This window comes from Vibrio sp. 10N.222.52.C12, from assembly GCF_041474215.1.
GTDB lineage: Bacteria > Pseudomonadota > Gammaproteobacteria > Enterobacterales > Vibrionaceae > Vibrio > Vibrio crassostreae_C.
The window spans coordinates 1-18,386 of sequence record NZ_JBFRTR010000067.1; the positions used below are offsets into that span (position 1 = coordinate 1).

Below are 18,386 nucleotides of genomic sequence, written 5' to 3' on the forward strand. Positions count from 1 at the left end.
GGTGACCAGCATAACAATTGAAAGCGCGGTCAACATGGGGCGTATGCTCGTTGACTTCAAGCATCGGCTACTCGGCTTCGACCGTGACATTAAGAAACTTGGTCGTAATATCTCTGAACAAGTAAAGCTCAATAACACGTTCTCGGTGGTTGGTTCTATTGACATTAACGTTGAAAGTTCACTTTCCAAACTACAAGGTTGGCAAGATATTATTAACTTCTCTGAGATTTACGAAGAGTGGGATAAAACGGGATCTGCTGAGCTACCAACCAAAGAGTTTTTCAACGCTTTAAGTACACTGACATACCATATTAGTGCCGAGAAAGTTAAAAAGCCTACTGAGCTGTTTGACATCAAATTTGAAGTCATCGAGAACAACCAGCGTAAAACGGCCAAAACAGATAAAGATATGCGTGATTTGGCCAGTAATGGTACGAACTTGCTCATTCAATCCATGTTGTATTTAGCACTTCTGACACAACAACGTGGAGCAAGTCGACTATCAATAACTTACCCAACCGATGAGATTGGTAAGCTGACGGCAGAAAACCAAGCCAAACTGCTCAAAATGATGGGGGCACATAACTTCAATGTTATCGCGGCTCAACCCGATGGCAATAATCGTACGGCCAACTTATTTAAGTATCTGTATCACTTAACGCCTTACAAGAACATTTTCAACAAACCTAAAGTAAGCAAACTTGCGTTAGCTAAAGCCGCTGAAACTAGCACAGGAGTAGAAGCATGAAGCCAGTATCACAAGTCTTAGAATCTCTACTTAGTGGTAGCTTTATCTGCCCAGCAACGGATCGTGAAGCTTACAAGACGCTTAAAGAGGATCGTACACGCCGAGAAATCAATCAAGCGTTGACTCTTATGGGGCGCGAGCTCCAATGTACGAGCAGAACCAGCGCCTATTATGTTACCTATAAAAGTATCGACGACCACAATCGTCGTCAGGTGACCGCGTTGATGAGTAATGTACACGGTATCATTCGACCTGTGGTTAAGTTCGTAGCGACAGTCAGTGAGGCTGCTCAAGTTGAAGCAGTGATGGTTGGTGGTGATGAGTTAAATGTGCCTATGCTGAGTGCGCAAATCCAATCGTCTCCTAGCTTGATGGAGAAACTCGATAGTATTTATCGACTTCCAAAAGTGTGTCGAAAAAAAGTGCGTGACAGTGCAGCTGATAAACTCAATGTAGTTGTTGAATTTCTGGTTAAAGAAGGGGTGGCTCATTTAGTAAACAAAGAGCGCCAACTCTATGTGATGACGGGAAAATTAGACTTTGTTTACGAGGTGCTCGATTTCATCGATACGCATGAAAAGATCGTTGAGACAGTTAACAAAGCAAACGAGAACCAAGGGGAGTTCAACTTTTGATGAGTCCTCAAAACAATGGGAAACATGGTGGTGTTAACCACATGCTTCGCTTAATCAGCCAAGCAAAGGACACATTAACGCATGTTTTTGAAAATGGCACGATACGTGAAACTCATGAAAACGCCAATGACCTACGTAAATTAAAAGAAGCCCGTGTTGTTATCGTGACAAGCCGCGGCTACCGCGTGCACCCTAAGATGGAAGCATTGATGAACTACTTCCTTGAAACGGAGGCAAGTTCATTTCTCGGGACTCAGCATGCTGAGCGCATTCCAGAAATTCAGAGCTTAGCGCAAGAATACCTGGAAGCTAAATTAAATGGCAAAAGAGAACAAGAGGCGGATAGGTTTAATAGCCTTGAAGGTGTCGTTTATGAAATCACAATGGACTTGCAAGAGTCTTGTCGTCGCTTAAGAAACCGTATCAGTTATGACTTTGGCTATGGCCATACGCTAACTCAGAAACAAAAAGAGAACCAAGTTGCTATAGAGCAAGCTGAAAAGCTTGTTAGTGGCATGAAAGCTTTCTCTTTTAAGTTGTTGAGTGAAATGGCTGGAGATAACTCAGAGCTCAACACCTTGTTTTGTGCTGAAATGCACAGTGCGATTCGTAGTTGCCAACAAGAGCTAGGATCTATCCTAATTCAACTCCGAGCTTTGATGCTGAAGTATCGTAACCGCGAACGCGATAAGGACCTGATCAATGCCTTTGACCGGTTTATTGATCAGGAGCCACACTGGACACCAAGTGACGATTTGATTTTGCCTGATGAGGTAGCAAAGCACGATGGTATACCGATGTTTTGGCTTTCAGAGCCGATACAATTTGCACATCACCCAAATCCTGATGATATGGACCAAGAGCCGGAATTGGCCGATATTGTTGAAAAAATTACGGCACAGCCCGCCGAACAAGAAGAGCTTCCGGTTGTTGAAGAAGCTGAGCGCCGAGAATTGACTCTTGATGTTGAAATACAAGAGCTGATTGAAGCGGACATTGATTCACATTGCGATACCTTTTTTGCTGAAGCCTTTATTGGTAAGGGAAAAACCAGCATTTCCGCTTTGGAGTATTACGAGCAAATCAATAGTGACTTACCGGAAGATCTTGACCAGCTCACTTGCGCTAAAGACGTGTGGCTATTTAGCGTGCTTAATTTCCATAGTTCAATGCTTCCCGAAGATAGCAAAGGCTTTACCGTTGAGCCTATCGGGTCTTATACCTATTTAGCAAAAGGTAGCAATATAGGTTACGGCAACCTTCACTTAGAAGATGTGTCTATAGCGAGGAAACTGTGAGTAGAATTATTGATGATATAACGGGTAGTGATTTAAATCGGTTAAAGCAACTCTTCTCTCCTGCGAAGGTTAATGAAGGTGCCAGTGTAGCGCTGAGTGGCGTGTTTGATACTTTTCATCGCGACTTTAGTGTTGGGAGCGCCAGAGGAGAACATTTGCAGCTGACGCCTAGAGATATACGTCAAATTAGGAAGGTGATTAAAGAGCAATCAGGCTTTGATCTTCTAACCGACTCTATCCCGGATTCTCGAACGGATATGGCTCAGTTCTTTCCAAACGAGAAGCTAAGCTCAAGGCCTGTCAAAGACAAGGTCATTAAAGTTTATGGGATTTTGTCCACGAACATAAATGGCAAATCGTATGAATTACAAGAAGGTATGAACATTGAGGTAGCTCTAAGTCATTTGACGAGCATTGAGCACAGCCAAGTTGTGATTGTTGAAAACTATGAAGCATTTTCTAAGTTTAGATTAGTACAAGCCGACATAGGGCCTAACCCTCTTATCGTTTACCGGGGGGATAAGGACACGGGAGTAATCTCAAAAGAAATTGCGTTGGCTTTTCCAGACGTAGAGCTTATAGCTTGGTTTGATACCGATCCTAAAGGTATTTCTTTAGCTTTATCATCGGGAGCGACTTATATGCTACTACCTAATTTATCAACAGATACTCTCAAAGAACATGGCCGATCAGAGCTATTTTCGGACCAATACCAAAACTGGGATCGTGTCTCAAAACTTATCCCCCCTAAGTTAGAGTCCATAATGTCTGAATTGGAAAAAGGGATAACCCAAGAGTCAATCATGGCAAATCAAATAGCCGTAAGGTTACATCAAATTTAGTCACGTAAATGTTGAGCTCCCCTGTAAGTGCGGAGATAGGCACGTTTACCTTGGGGTAATCAATCAAATGTTGTGAAGCTCATGCAGAGTGCCTACAAGACTGTTAAGTGCTGCTAATCTAGCCACTGAATTATTTATAAAGATTAAACGAATTTTGTGGCTTTTTTAAAATGCTCGATCATTTGGATATTTCCTTATCTTAAGGTACGTAAAAAGCGCCTAAAATCGGAGCTTTATCAATTCAACTCATTCAATTTCATATATAATCGCCCTCAATAGTCTGCGCTTGAAAGCAGAGTCCTACATTATTCGAGTAATTAAGAACATGGCAAAAGCACCCGCTAACAAGAAACCCGCCTCAAAAGCTAAGCCCGTATCAAAAGCTAAGAAAGCGACCAAAGGCTTTGAAGAGACCCTTTGGGATACCGCTAATCAACTGCGTGGCAGCGTTGAGTCATCTGAATACAAACACGTGGTATTAAGCCTTGTGTTCTTAAAGTTCATCAGCGACAAGTTTGAAGCACGTCGTCAGAAGATGATAGACGACGGGCAAGAAGCTTTTGTTGAGATGAAAGAGTTCTACCAACAAGACAACATCTTCTTTTTACCAGAAGATGCGCGTTGGTCATTTGTTAAAGCACGCGCTAAGCAAGATGATATCGCTATCATCATTGATACCGCTTTATCGACTATCGAAAAAAATAACCCAAGCTTGAAAGACGCTCTGCCAGATAACTACTTCTCGCGTCAAGGTCTGGAAGTGAAAAAGCTGGCTTCACTTATCGACAGCATTGAAAACATCGATACGCTGGCGAACGAATGCGACATGAGCGAAGAAGACTTAGTCGGTCGTGTTTATGAATACTTCCTAGGTAAGTTTGCAGCAACCGAAGGCAAAGGTGGTGGCGAGTTCTATACGCCTAAGTCAGTGGTAACGCTATTGGCTGAAATGCTAGAACCCTTCCAAGGTAAGATCTACGACCCGGCTTGTGGCTCGGGCGGTATGTTTGTTCAGTCTTTAAAGTTCATTAAAGAGCACGAAGGGCGCACCAAAGACATCGCTATCTATGGTCAAGAGTTGACCTCGACCACTTATAAACTGGCGAAGATGAACTTAGCCATTCGAGGTTTATCGGGCAACTTGGGTGAGCGTGCTGCCGATACCTTCTTTGCTGACCAGCATAAAGACTTAAAAGCCGATTACATCATGGCTAACCCACCGTTTAACCTTAAAGGTTGGCGTAATGAAGCCGAGCTAACCGATGATGCGCGCTTTGCTGGCTATCGTACACCGCCAACAGGTAATGCCAACTACGGTTGGATTTTGCACATGCTCTCTAAGTTAAGTGAAACAGGCACGGCAGGTTTTGTATTAGCGAACGGCTCTATGAGTTCAAATACCTCAGGTGAAGGGGAGATCCGCCAGCAACTTATCGAGAACGATCGCGTTGAATGTATGATCGCTTTGCCGGGGCAGTTGTTCTTTACTACGCAGATCCCAGTGTGCATCTGGTTTATCACAAAAGACAAAACCGAGAACACAACCAAAGGTTTCCGTAACCGCCAAAGAGAGACGCTGTTCATTGATGCTCGTGAAATGGGCACCATGATTAGCCGTACCAACAAAGAGCTCACAAAAGACGACATCGCTCTGATTGCAGACACTTACCACGCCTGGCGCTGTGATGAAGCAGAACTTAAAGCGCGCATTGAGCGTGGTGATGGCAAAGTTGAGAAGTATGAAGATAAAGCAGGCTTTAGCAAATCAGCGACGATTACTGATATCAAGGCTAATGACTTTGTACTGACTCCGGGCCGCTATGTAGGTGCAGCTGATGTGGAAGATGACGGCATTCCGTTTGAAACCAAGATGAGCGAGCTTTCACAAACCCTATACAGCCAAATGAACCAATCTCAAGAGTTGGATAAAGCGATTCGCCAGAATTTGGAGGCGCTGGGTTATGGGGAGTAATTGGCCAAGAGTCAAAGTTTCAGATATATGCGAATTAATTGTTGATTGTGTAAACAAGACTGCCCCTGTTTCACCTGTGCCTACGCTTTACAAAATGATTCGCACACCGAACATCAAAAACGGGCGAGTTTCAACCGACGACTGCCGTTGTGTAGATGCTGACACATTCGCTAAATGGACGAGACGAGCAACTGTCGAGCGCAATGACGTTTTGCTTACACGTGAAGCACCACTAGGTGAGGTGGGTATTGTTAACTCATCAGAGCAATTATTCTTGGGACAAAGGATAATGCAATATCGAGCAGATGAAACAAAGCTTGATCCGCACTTCCTCCTGTACTCATTTTTGTCTCCAGATTTACAGCATCAGTTTTCTATGCACGAAGGGTCTGGGTCAGTGGTCAGCCATATTCGTGTCGGGGATTGCTCGAAATTCGAATTGAACTTACCGTCTTTGGATACGCAAAAACGTATCTCGGAGATATTGCGTAACGTAGACAAAAAAATCACACTCAACAACCAAATCAACCAAACCCTAGAGCAAATGGCACAAACGCTGTTCAAATCTTGGTTTGTCGACTTCGACCCTGTAAAAGCCAAAATGAATGGCGAACAGCCAAAAGGGATGGATGCGCCTTTTCTTTCAAAAGATGTTGCCTCGCTTTTCCCAGAAAAGCTAGTTGAGTCGGAGCTGGGTTTGATACCTGAGGGTTGGGAAGTCATGGGTCTACCTAGCGGAACACTGTTTAGAGAAGGCCCCGGGATTTTGGCAAAAGATTTCCATGAAAAAGGAGTCCCCCTCATCAGGCTTGCTGGTTTAAAAAATGGGGTGTCTCTACTTGATGGCTGTAATTATCTAGACCCTGAGAAAGTTGATAAGAAATGGAAGCATTTTTTATTACAAGAGGGAGATATATTACTGAGTAGCAGCGCTTCACTGGGCCGAGTCGCTGAAGTAACAAAGCAATCAGAAAATTCAATTGCTTACACTGGTATTATCGGCTTTAGACCGATTGAAGGTGTTACAACCAGAAAGTATCTCAAATATTTCATTCAATCACGAAACTTTCAAAGACAAATCGAAGCTTTTGGTGTAGGGAGTGTTTTAAAACACTTTGGGCCAACACACTTGAAGAAAATGTGGATATTGCTTCCTCCTGTATCTATACAAGATAAATTCGAACAATTGGTTCTAGCGTTGGACGAGAAGATTCAGACTGGCTTAGAGCAAAATCAGTCTCTATCTAATCTACGTGACACGCTACTTCCTAAATTGCTTTCCGGCGAAATCGATTTAGAGAATCTGCAAGTGGAACAAGCTAAGGCGCTGGCAGAGTAACCTTTCGTCATTCCAGAAAGTGAGGAACGAACTTATCAGGAATCTCGTTTTTGACGGTGGTGAAAAGCGAGATCTCAGATACCTCGCGCCTCGGTTCTGAGATAACGAAGGTGGGAATTAGATGAATCCGAAATAGAACAAAGCAAAGCGTAGGTGGAACCATAATATAATGAACGCAACCAATACTCGTGAAATCGACATTTCTGAATTGACGACACTGTGTGAAACAAGCACTTTGCAAAAAGGCATCTTGCTTTCACGCAGTGGTGCAGTACGCAAGCTTAACCTTGTTGGCAACACCGCGACCGCACAGGTCAAAGGCAGCCTCAATTATCAAGTGAGCCTCGATTTCACTGGCGATCTGGTTGGCACTTGTACTTGCCCTGCGGCGCAATATCAAATGTTGTGCAAGCACGGCGTGGCGGTTGCCCTTTGCCTACAAGACCAAGAACAAGCTTTAAACCAAAGTAGTGAACGAGATACCATAAAAAATCACCTGCAAAGCCTTGGTGAAGAGGCCATGGTAGAGATGCTACTCGAATACCTAGAAGAAGATGAGTACACATGGAATGCACTGCTGACAAAAATTGAAATACGCGAAAAGCCAGCCGTATATGGCGAGCTGAAAAAGTTGGTTACCCAAGCCTTACCGCGAGAACAGCTCTGGGATTGGCGAGAAAGCCATGATTATTTCAACTCAGCAGAAATTCAATTGAACATGATCATTGAATCAATGCAAAGCCTTAACGCCGATCATCAATGGAAATTAATCAACTACCTTGTTGAACGGTTGAATAAGGTGCTAGAGCAAATTGATGACTCCAATGGCGATCGTTATGGCATTGAAAGCATGATTAACGAACACATGCCAAAGACGCTGGCAAAGCTTAATTGGAGTGAGCAAGAGAAAGCGCAGTGGATGTTTGAGCGTTTGACCCATTACGAATTTGACGTATTTCCTTCGATTGAAGAGAGTTTTGGAGCGATTTGGCAATCTAACACCCACTTTCTAACCTTATGCCGCCAAGCGATAGATCAAGCATCGCAAGATGAGAGTAGCTGGAACTTACGCTCATGGGCAGTTCCGTTAATGAAACACAGCTCCGATTGGCGTGAAGTGGCGGAAATTAAACAAAAAATAGCACGAACGTGTCGAGATTATCTTGAAGTTGTTGATATGTTCATTGATGAGCAAGAGCCGTTAGAAGCTGAGTTTTGGTTAGCTAAGGCGAAAAAAATGGCGAGTGATTATGAACTTCGTGCGTGCGAACAAGCTCAATTCCGTCTTTATGTTGAACTAGGTGAAATCCATTCTGCATGGGTATTAGCTAACCGTTTGTTAGAACAATCACCAAGCTTTCAATATTATCAACAGTTAGCGAAGTTTAAAGCCAATTACCAAATTGATGATGTTGAATTTTTCTCCCGCACTGAACTGCTACTTGCCAATGCCTATCAACAACCAGACCGCTATAATCAAGCTTCTGATCGTACGGATGCCTTGGTTCTGTTCTATATCGATAACCAGCAATTAGACAAAGCGTGCGAATGGGTTGCCGAACATAAAATATCAATACAAGGACTTATTTCGCTTGCCGATCATATTGTGGATGATAAACCTGAAAATACGCTGGATTATTATCTGCGAGCAGTCTCATCTTATATCGAACAGACCAATAATACGGCTTACGATCAAGCTTTAGAGTTACTTCGACGTTTAGAGAATATGCTGAAATCGCATCCTACTCAATTGGCGACATTTTATAGTCAGGTGGCGCAACTCGCTACCACGTACAAGCGTAAGCGTAATATGTTCGCTTTAATTCAGAAATATTATTCAAAATATATCTGATTCTGCGGAGGTGACAAGATCTGCGGTGTTGAGAAAATGGAACAAAGCCCGAAACCGAGTTACTACAAAACAAATTTAAATAACTCAATTTAGAAAACAACAAACAACGTCAAACAGCAGTAGGAAAAGGCGATGAGCTTAAAATTTACTGAAGCCAAACTCGAACAGGCCATTATTGAGCTATTGGGTGAGCAAGGCTACCCACACGTAGTGGGTGAACAAATAGCGCGTGAAGACAAAGAACAAGTACTCATCTTAGATGACTTACGCCGCTACCTTGCCAAGCAGTACCGAGGCGATGCTATAACCGAGAGCGAAATTGACACCATTGTTCGTATGATCTCAACGTTGCCTGCCAGTGATTTATACCAGAGCAATAAAACCTTCTGCCAATGGCTAACCAATGGCTTTCTGTTTAAGCGTGAAGATCGCTCAAAGAAAGACCTCTATATTGAGTTAATCGACACAAGACATTTGGCACAAGCCTTACGCTTGATGTTTGTCCCGCTGCTAGAGAATAAATCTAAACCTGATAATACTGATAGAGAAGTTGCTGAAGGTAAGGTTACGTACCTAGAAACAAATCGGTTAAAAGCGACTGACACCAATATCTATAAAATCGTTAACCAGCTAGAGATTGAAGGTGTCGATGAACAAGTTCGAATCCCTGATGGCATCCTTTATGTGAACGGCTTGCCGCTGGTGGTGTTTGAATTCAAGAGTGCCGTGCGAGAGAAAGACGCGACCATTTTTGATGCATGGAAGCAAATCTGCGTTCGTTATCGCCGTGATATACCTAAGTTGTTCGTCTACAACGCGATGTGTATTATCAGCGATGGCGTGAACAATAAAATGGGCAACTTGTTTGCGCCTTATGAGTTCTTCTACGCATGGCGCAAAGTAACGGGCAACGAGTCTACCGAAAAAGAGGGTATTAACTCCCTCTACACCATGATTGCCGGGTTGTTTAACCAAACCAGATTACTTGATGTAGTGAAGAACTTTGTCTTCTTCCCTGATACTTCAAAGAAAGAGATAAAAATCTGTTGCCGTTACCCGCAGTACTACGCAGCGCGTAAGCTTTACTACAACATCGACAAAGAACGTAAGCCATACGGAAGTGGTAAAGGCGGTACTTACTTTGGTGCAACAGGTTGTGGCAAGAGCTTTACCATGCAATTTCTATCGCGCCTATTGATGAAAAGCATCGATTTTGAAAGCCCGACCATTGTACTTATTACCGACCGTAATGATCTTGATGATCAGCTTTCTAAACAGTTCTGTAATGCCTCTGATTACATTGGTGATGAGATGGTGGTGCCAGTTAAAAGCCGTCAAGATTTAAGAGACAAGCTACAAGGCATAAAAAGTGGTGGTGTGTTCCTGACTACCATTCATAAGTTCACCGAAGACATCGAATTGCTTTCAGAGCGTACAAACATCATCTGTATTTCTGATGAAGCGCACCGTTCACAGGTCAACCTCGATAAGAAAGTGGTGATCAAATATCAAGATGGTATAGCCGTCGATGTGAAAGAGACATACGGCTTTGCTAAGTATCTGCACGATTCTCTACCAAGCGCGACTTACGTTGGCTTCACCGGAACGCCGATCGATGCCACCCTTGATGTATTTGGTGATGCAGTAGACAGCTACACCATGACAGAATCGGTTAATGATGAAATTACGGTTCGTATTGTTTATGAAGGCCGAGCAGCTAAAGTCATTCTTGATAACAGCAAGCTTGAAGAGGTAGAGAAATACTACCAAGCGTGCGCAGAAGCGGGCACCAATGAACATCAGATAGAAGAGAGTAAGAAAGCTTCTGCCAATATGAACGCGATCCTTGGCGACCCTGACCGTATTGAAGCTTTGGCGAAAGACTTTGTTGAACATTATGAAGGGCGAGTTAAAGAAGGTTCTACGATAAAGGGCAAGGCGATGTTTGTCTGTGCGAGTCGTGAAATCGCGTTTGATTTTTATAAGCAAGTCAAAATCTTAAAGCCAGAATGGTTTGAGGAAAAGCTATCAATTGATGGTGTCGAGCTGACGGATAAAGAGAAAGAAGAGTTAAAGCCACTTGCGATGGTGCAAATGGTGATGACGCGCGGTAAAGACGATGACCCTGATCAGTACAGCCTGCTAGGGACAAAGGAATATCGAAAATCGCTCGACCAGCAGTTTAAGAGTCCTAAGTCGAATTTCAAAATAGCCATTGTAGTCGACATGTGGCTAACAGGTTTTGACGTTCCTGAACTGGATACTATCTACATCGATAAGCCGTTGCAGAAACACAACCTGATTCAAACTATCTCACGTGTTAACCGTAAGTTTGAAGGCAAGGCGAAAGGGCTCGTTGTCGATTACATTGGTATCAAGTCACGTATGAATCAAGCCTTAGCGATGTATTCAAAGGCTGATGAGACTAACTTTGAAGATATTCGCTTTTCCGTTATTGAGGTGAAGAACCATCTCGATCTGTTAAGGCAGATGTTCCACAAGTTCGATACGTCCGGTTATTACACAGGAGAGCCGTGTAAGCAGCTAGAGTGCCTTAATCAGTCGGCAGAATACATCCTTCAAACCAAGAAAGGCGAAACTCGATTCATGGCTTTAGTCGGCCGTATGAAGGCGGCTTATGATGTTTGTTGTGGTAGTGAATTGTTATCTCAGCAAGAGCGCGACCAAATCCACTTCTATATTGCTGTTCGTTCTATCATCTTTAAATTAACCAAAGGTGATGCACCAGACACGGCACAAATGAATAAGCGCGTTCGTGAGTTAGTGGCAGAAGCCCTCCGTGCCGATGGAGTAGAAGAGATCTTTACCATTGGTGATGAACACGCAGAAGCCATTGATATATTTGATGAAGACTACTTGGCTCGTATCAACAAGATTAAGTTGCCTAACACCAAGATTCAGTTGCTTCAAAAGCTACTAGAGAAGGCGATAAGTGACTTTAAAAAGGTCAACCAGCTACAAGGGATGAACTTCTCTAAGCGCTTCCAATCGCTGGTGGAGCAATACAACGAACGTCGTGAAAATGATGTGTTGAATGGTGAGGAGTTCGATACCTTCTCTCAAGAAATGACCGACATTATCTTTGATATCGTGAAAGAAATGGGCTCGTTTGAAGACCTAGGCATCGACCTAGAAGAGAAAGCGTTCCTCGATATCTTGAACCACATGCGCAAGAAGTACGATTTCACTTACGACGATGACAAGATGCTCGAACTGGCGAAGGAGATGAAAACCACAGTAGACAATGTCGCTCAATACCCAGACTGGGCAGGCCGCGATGACATCAAAGCCAAGTTGAAAGTGGATTTAATCTTACTGCTACACAAATACGGCTTCCCACCAGTTGCCAATGATGATGTTTACAAAGGCGTGCTAGAGCAGGCTGAGAATTATAAGAAGAATAGTTAGGGGCAAGTGAATATGGTTAAAAAAATAGAAGTAGTAGCGGCCATTATTCAACATGAAGATAAAACTTTGTGTGTTCAGCGCGGTCCTTCAAAGTTAGCTTATATCCATGAGAAGTTTGAATTTCCCGGCGGGAAAGTGGAAGTAGGTGAGCAGAGAGAAGAAGCCATTAAAAGAGAGTTGAATGAAGAGCTGCATCTGAATATCGAACATGTAGATTATTTCATGACGGTTGAGCATGCTTACCCTGACTTTCATATCACGATGCACGCTTATTTATGTCCTGTCGAAAACCGAAAGATAGTACTTACTGAGCATATTCAAGCATTGTGGTTAAATCTCGATGAACTAACTTCTTTAGATTGGGCTGCAGCTGATGTTCCCATCGTTGCAAAGTTGCAAGCAAACTGAAGAGGACCGTGAATGACTTATTGCTATGCAAATAGGATTGATGTCTTTCTTCAAGAACAAGAAGAAAACTGGTTGGCCAACATGTGTTCTGAGTTTTGTATTAACTTCCCTGGCTTAGAGCTCGGTGAACTTCAGAAACGAGCTTGGGTTGATTGTTTTCATCATCTTCAGAAAGAACTCTCCAAGCGTGCCCAATCTGATGGCTATGTTATTTTTGAGTATGCTCTACCAATGGAAGGAGGGCGTAGGCCTGATGTTCTGCTTCTAGTCGAAAATAAGCTATTCATTTTAGAATTCAAAATGAAGGATCGCTATCAGCGAGCCGATTATGACCAGCTGTGCGGCTATTATCGAGATCTCTGTAATTACCATCATGAAAGCGCCGAGCTAGAGGTGATTGCCGGTTTGGTTTTGACTCAATCCACCGGTAAATTAACGGATATCGAAAGTAATATCTCAATCCTATCTAGCGATAAACTCAAAGCCTTTCTTGATAAGTATTTAACGGGCGCTCCTACTAACACTGATTTAAAACAGTGGCTTGAATCGCCCTATGCACCATTACCTAATCTAGTAGATGCAGCGGTAGAGATATTTCAAAACAACCCAATAGAAGAACTAAAGAGTGCTAAGAGTGCAGGGATTTATGAAGCGCTTGATGAGTTGGATAAAGTTACTGCTTGGGTTGAGAGCGAAGGAAATAGAAATCGGGCGAGTGTATTAACCCTGGTTACTGGTGTTCCTGGAGCAGGGAAGACGTTGCTGGGTTTGGAGTTTGTACATCGGAACAAAAGAGGTCAGTTTCTATCTGGGAATGGCCCGCTGGTAGATGTCTTGCAATATGCTCTTGATGACAAAACGTTTGTTCGCGCGTTGAAAGACTTTAAACGCGAATACATGAAGCCACGTACAACCCCTCATACTAATTTGGTTGTTTTTGATGAAGCTCAGAGGATGTGGGACGAAAATAAAAACAAGAATTACCAAATGTCGGAGCCTTCTTGCATCATCAGGATCGCAGATAAAGATAAAGACAAAGATAAAACGCCTTGTCACTATGTCGCTCTAGTTGGAGAGGGACAAGAGATTTATGTAGGTGAAGAAGTGGGTATTTCTCTTTGGTGCGATGCTTTGAAAAGTAGTAAAGAGCCTTGGATTGTTTTTTGCCCACCAGCGTTAGAGCATCATTTTCAATTCATGAGCAGTAATCGTGTTCGAGTAAACCCATTGCTAAATTTAGATCAGTCTTTACGAGCTCATAGCGCAAGTTTATATCCTAAGTGGGTGGAAGGTGTTTTGAATGATAAGCCGGATGTTGCGCTGGCTAAGCAGACGATTAAAGACGGTTTTAATATCTATCTAACCAGAGATTTGGAAAAAGCCAAAAGATACTGTCTCAATAGATATCAAAACACCAACAAGAAGTATGGCTTGTTAAGTTCGTCAGACAACATCAAGTATAACAAACAACCATTGGGCCCATGGTTCCATGATGACGTTAGTTCTTCGACATCGTGTTGTAGTTTCCAGCGCACAATTAGTGAGTTTGATTGCCAGGGGTTAGAGCTTGATATGCCAGTGCTAATCTGGGCGAAAGACTTTCTCTACAATGGCAGTGGCTGGGTTCTTCATAAAGGCAATAGAAATGTTCAAAACCCTTTTCAAATTAAGCTTAATAGTTACCGGGTACTGATGACAAGAGGTAGAGATGGCGTAGTGTTTTATTTCCCTCAAGAGGCACTGTTCGACGAAACTTACGAATATTTCTTAGGTGCAGGTGCGCAATGCCTATAAAGGCAGCAATCATTCAATCAAAATTATAGTTGTGTTTATCAAAACCCTGTTAGAACAGGACAAAGCAAGAATAATAGTAAGGAAAGAGGCTAGGTATGGACGTTTCAAAGCGGTCAGTTGAGGATGCCGTAACTCAGTTGAAGCAAGATGGTTATTACGAAAAGGACTTTCATCACTTTGTTGAAATTGACGGCAATTTGTATCCAGCAAAAAGACTCTACAGTGTGATTTTTGATGTCCACCACAGTCAGTGTCATACGTCTGAAGCAGAGAGGTTTTTTGAAAAGCAAGGGTATAAATTAGTCAACAAAGACCCACTACAAACTATCCCTAATATTTGGAAAGTTTCCCATGGTTTCAACGAAATATCTGAAAGCGTATCCCAATGGCTAGACGAAAATAACTATCTAGCTGTACATAGCGAAACAGCAAAAAGTCAGGGCAGTCGTTTTATCAAGGAAGTCAAAGTTAGTGATATCGTAAGCCTTTCTCGCAGCGGTTATTTAAAGGCCTTGGTACGAGTCACTGGAGAGGCTATGTTCGATGATGAATCTCCTTTAGATCATGGTTGGAGGTTTCGAAAGTATGAGTTAGTCCGTTCTTTGTCAGAGTTACAAAAGTACGCAGGCCCAAGTAAAGGTTGGGCCCCAAGCTATAACAGTACTCTTGCAAAGGTATACCAGCAAAAACAAGACCTAAAGCTATTTGAAGAGAGCATTCTGCAACCATACTACTCGATGAGTTTAGATGAACTGAGAGTTAAGCATGATAGTGAGAAGGAAAGCCAAATGAACCATGAATATAGTAGTCACAGTATCATCTCTCCGCTGAATCAAATTTTGTATGGGCCACCAGGCACTGGTAAAACCTATCATACTATTGAAGCCGCAGTTCAAGCTGCTGATCCTGACTTTTACGCCAGCATAAACATTGATCCTGAAACCGGTGTATCAGAAGAGCAAAGAGGCTCACTAACGAAAAAATACAAAGCACTGACTGCCGCTGGTCGAATTCGTTTTGTCACATTCCATCAAAGCTATGGGTATGAAGAATTTGTGGAAGGGCTCAGTGCTAAAACAGAAGGCGGTCAAATTTCTTACTATGAAAAAGAGGGTGTATTTAAGGCGCTCTGTGAAAAAGCTAAGGACTACCAAGAAACCAAAACCACGGATGAGAAAGATGATTTTGATACATTGTGGGGGCGTTTTTTAAATAGTTTGTCTGAACTAGAAGAGGGCGTTCGAGTCGACACAGTTCGTACGTTTTTCAGAGTGACTGATGTCGATAACAACACAATTCGCTTCGAAAAAGACAAAGGCGAATCAACCCATTCTTTGAGTGTAAAAACCTTAAAAGACATTTTTCATGGTGATCGAGTGATTAATGGAGGATTGAACCCTTACTATTCTGCTTTGATCAAGCATTTAGAAAAACTTGCGCATAGTAAGCGCGAAGTCAAAACAGAACGCCAAAACTATGTATTAGTTATCGATGAGATCAATCGAGGTAATATCTCAAAAATTTTTGGTGAACTGATTACCTTAATTGAACCTTCTAAGCGCAATGGTGCGCAGGAGCCGCTAGAAGTCACCTTACCTTATTCTGGTGATACTTTCTCAGTGCCAGATAACCTATATATCATCGGCACTATGAACACGGCGGACCGTTCATTGGCAATGATGGACACAGCATTACGTCGTCGTTTCGACTTTAAAGAGATGATGCCAAACCCCGCGCTTTTTGCTGATAAAGAAGTTAAGGGCATCAATTTATCTAAATTGCTCGAAACACTTAACAAGCGAATTGAAGTTCTCTATGACCGAGAGCATACGCTTGGTCATGCTTTCTTGTTCCCTGTTTTCAATGAAGTTGATGAAGGCAAGGCGTTTATCGAGCTACAGTCAGCATTTAAGAACAAGATAATCCCACTATTGGAAGAGTATTTTTATGAAGATTGGAGCAAGATTCGTTTAGTCCTTGGTGACAGTTTGAAACAAGATGACAGACTACAATTTTTAAAAAGAACTGAAGACTCCTACAGTGAGTTATTTGGCCCTGAACATGGATTAGAGTTGTATGAGGATTGCAAAGTGACATACTCATTCAAGCCTTTTGGTGAAGGGACTGTTTGGCAAAATCCGACAGCGTTTAAAACTATCTACGCAAAAGATAGCGAGTAAGCTTAGTGAAAGCCAAGCAAGAAATCACTCTTTTCGAGTATGACTGTTTAGTGAGTGAAGATGTGCTTAAAGATCAGACTACATCTTCACACATTCAAGCTATCTCTGTATCAGCCTATCAATATCTCAAGCAGCTTTGCTTAAGTAATGAGAATGAAAGAAACCTTCTCCAATTACGTCGTCGAAATGGTATGGAAGTTCTGCAAGTTCAAAACTATGCAGGAGTTATGTTCACGCCAGATAAAACGCAAATTGAAATCTTGCCTAAAATCGGAAAAGGCTTCACAGATGAAGGTAGTGACAACAACTATGATGACGCTTATGTGAAAGCTCGGCACACACTACTAGTAATGTTACGTGCGTTGAAAGGTTTCTCACATATTCAAACCTCGAATGCTAATATTACTCGCCAAAGAATGCCGTTGTTAGAGGTATTTATAGGCCAGTTCTTACAGTTGGTGAACACGCTCGTAAAACGTGGCTTAAGAAGCGACTATGTACGTAGGGAAGACAATTTAGGTTTCTTAAAGGGGAGGCTGAATGTAGGAAAACAAGTTAGGCATAACTCCATTAGTAAGCATAAATTTTACTGTGAGTACGATGAGTTCTTACTCGATCGTCCCGTAAACCGGTTAATGCATAGTGCTCTAAAACGAGTGAAAGGCTATACGCGGAGTGCAGAAAATCAGAAGTTGTTACAAGAGCTAGACTTTGTATTCAATGAAATACCAGAGAGTAAGGACTACAGCGTTGATTTTTCGAAAGTCAGGCTTGATAGAGGGATGAGTTACTACCAAATACCTTTAGACTGGTGTCGACTAATCTTAGAAGGCTTTTCTCCACAAACGATGAAAGGTGGTGCTAACGCAGCTTCTCTTTTATTCCCTATGGAGAAGGTATTTGAAGACTACGTTGCTAAAGTTTTAAAAGAACAACTAGCGGTCAGTCATCCTAAGCTCAGTGTTAGTACACAAGTTACTGGTGAGTACCTTGCCCGTTATGACGGTAGAAACAAATTCAGTTTACGCCCAGATTTGATTATTAAGGAAGGGAGCTCCAATCAAGTCGTGCTCGATACGAAGTGGAAGCTTCTCAATACCAAGTTAAGTAATTCAAATATCTCCCAATCGGATATTTACCAACTGTTTGCTTATGCAAAAAAATACCTTGCGGATGATGAAAGTGGTCAGGATGTGGTGCTGATTTACCCTAGCCAAGACAACTTTGATGAAGCACTGCATTTCCCCTTTGAGTTGGGAGGTGGGCATCAGCTTTGGGTCGTACCATTCGATATATCAGAGAAGAAACATACGGGCATCAGATGGCCACTAGATTTCAATTTTACCTCTAGAGCGGAAGTCTCTCAAAGGTCACCTAACTAATGTGGTTCCTTGAAGTCATTGAGGTATACATTTTCGTGAGTAAGTATAAATAAGGCATACCAATGAGATTTCTTAAAATAAAAGAAGTCATGAAAAAGACTGCGTTAAGCAGATCCTCTATTTATCGCAAGATAAGTGAGGGCTCATTTCCTAAGCCCGCACCTATAGGAGAAAGAGCTGTTGCTTGGCTCGACAATGAGGTGGAAGAGTGGATGACAGAGTGTTTGAATCAGCGATGACTGACAGCTAATAAGTGCTCAAAGGTCATGAGTTATATGTAATAACTCATACTCGATCTTATACACCCGCTGGTTAGTCACGACTAGATCGTACAGGCGACCTGTTGGTATCGTAACTCACATTTGTCGAGTAGACGACACTTGTTACCAAGTGCCGCCCCTCTAAGAACCGTACGTGCAACTTTCACTGCATACGGCTCAAGCCTCCACTAAGGCATCATTGATACCCAGCAACTTATAACGCAGTCGGGACAGGCTCTTTCCAAGA

General features: G+C 42.5%; 13 protein-coding genes. All 13 read left to right on the forward strand.

Going from position 1 to position 18,386, the window contains the following annotated elements:
- Positions 1-748, forward strand: a 748-nt coding sequence (locus tag AB4623_RS13045) for an ATP-binding protein (protein WP_372146581.1), incomplete at its 5' end; no start/stop codon positions are given.
- Entirely contained in the window at positions 745-1,383 is a 639-nt protein-coding gene (locus tag AB4623_RS13050; RefSeq protein WP_372146583.1) for a hypothetical protein, read from the forward strand. The genes AB4623_RS13045 and AB4623_RS13050, both read left to right, overlap by 4 nt.
- Positions 1,383-2,681, forward strand: a complete 1,299-nt coding sequence (locus AB4623_RS13055) for a hypothetical protein (protein WP_372146585.1) — start codon at positions 1,383-1,385, stop codon at positions 2,679-2,681. Before AB4623_RS13050 ends, AB4623_RS13055 begins: the two co-directional genes overlap by 1 nt.
- Entirely contained in the window at positions 2,678-3,523 is an 846-nt protein-coding gene (locus AB4623_RS13060) for a hypothetical protein (RefSeq protein ID WP_372146587.1), read from the forward strand. The genes AB4623_RS13055 and AB4623_RS13060 overlap by 4 nt, the downstream gene beginning before the upstream one ends.
- Positions 3,524-3,848: 325 nt before the next feature.
- The gene (locus AB4623_RS13065; protein WP_372146598.1) at positions 3,849-5,495 is read left to right on the forward strand and encodes an N-6 DNA methylase; all 1,647 of its coding nucleotides are present in this window, start codon (positions 3,849-3,851) and stop codon (positions 5,493-5,495) included.
- Positions 5,485-6,834, forward strand: coding sequence for a restriction endonuclease subunit S (locus AB4623_RS13070; protein WP_372146589.1), 1,350 nt, complete (start codon positions 5,485-5,487; stop codon positions 6,832-6,834). The genes AB4623_RS13065 and AB4623_RS13070 overlap by 11 nt, the downstream gene beginning before the upstream one ends.
- Positions 6,835-7,003: 169 nt before the next feature.
- Positions 7,004-8,686 (forward strand): SWIM zinc finger domain-containing protein, encoded by a 1,683-nt coding sequence (locus tag AB4623_RS13075; RefSeq protein WP_102398486.1) that lies wholly within the window; start codon positions 7,004-7,006, stop codon positions 8,684-8,686.
- A 132-nt stretch (positions 8,687-8,818) separates the two neighbouring features.
- A complete protein-coding gene (locus AB4623_RS13080; protein ID WP_372146590.1) occupies positions 8,819-12,115 on the forward strand; it encodes a type I restriction endonuclease subunit R in 3,297 nt (1,098 codons plus the stop codon).
- Positions 12,116-12,127: 12 nt separating this feature from the next.
- Positions 12,128-12,523, forward strand: a complete 396-nt coding sequence (locus AB4623_RS13085) for a (deoxy)nucleoside triphosphate pyrophosphohydrolase (RefSeq protein WP_102393898.1) — start codon at positions 12,128-12,130, stop codon at positions 12,521-12,523.
- 12 nt (positions 12,524-12,535) lie between these two features.
- A complete protein-coding gene (locus tag AB4623_RS13090; RefSeq protein ID WP_372146592.1) occupies positions 12,536-14,317 on the forward strand; it encodes a DNA/RNA helicase domain-containing protein in 1,782 nt (593 codons plus the stop codon).
- 95 nt (positions 14,318-14,412) lie between these two features.
- Positions 14,413-16,497: an McrB family protein gene (locus tag AB4623_RS13095; RefSeq protein ID WP_372146594.1), complete on the forward strand. Its 2,085-nt coding sequence runs from the start codon at positions 14,413-14,415 to the stop codon at positions 16,495-16,497.
- 5 nt (positions 16,498-16,502) lie between these two features.
- On the forward strand, positions 16,503-17,879 hold the full coding sequence (locus AB4623_RS13100; protein WP_372146596.1) for an McrC family protein: 1,377 nt from the start codon (positions 16,503-16,505) through the stop codon (positions 17,877-17,879).
- 62 nt (positions 17,880-17,941) lie between these two features.
- A complete protein-coding gene (locus AB4623_RS13105) occupies positions 17,942-18,118 on the forward strand; it encodes an AlpA family transcriptional regulator (RefSeq protein ID WP_371714996.1) in 177 nt (58 codons plus the stop codon).
- Positions 18,119-18,386 lie beyond the last annotated feature (268 nt).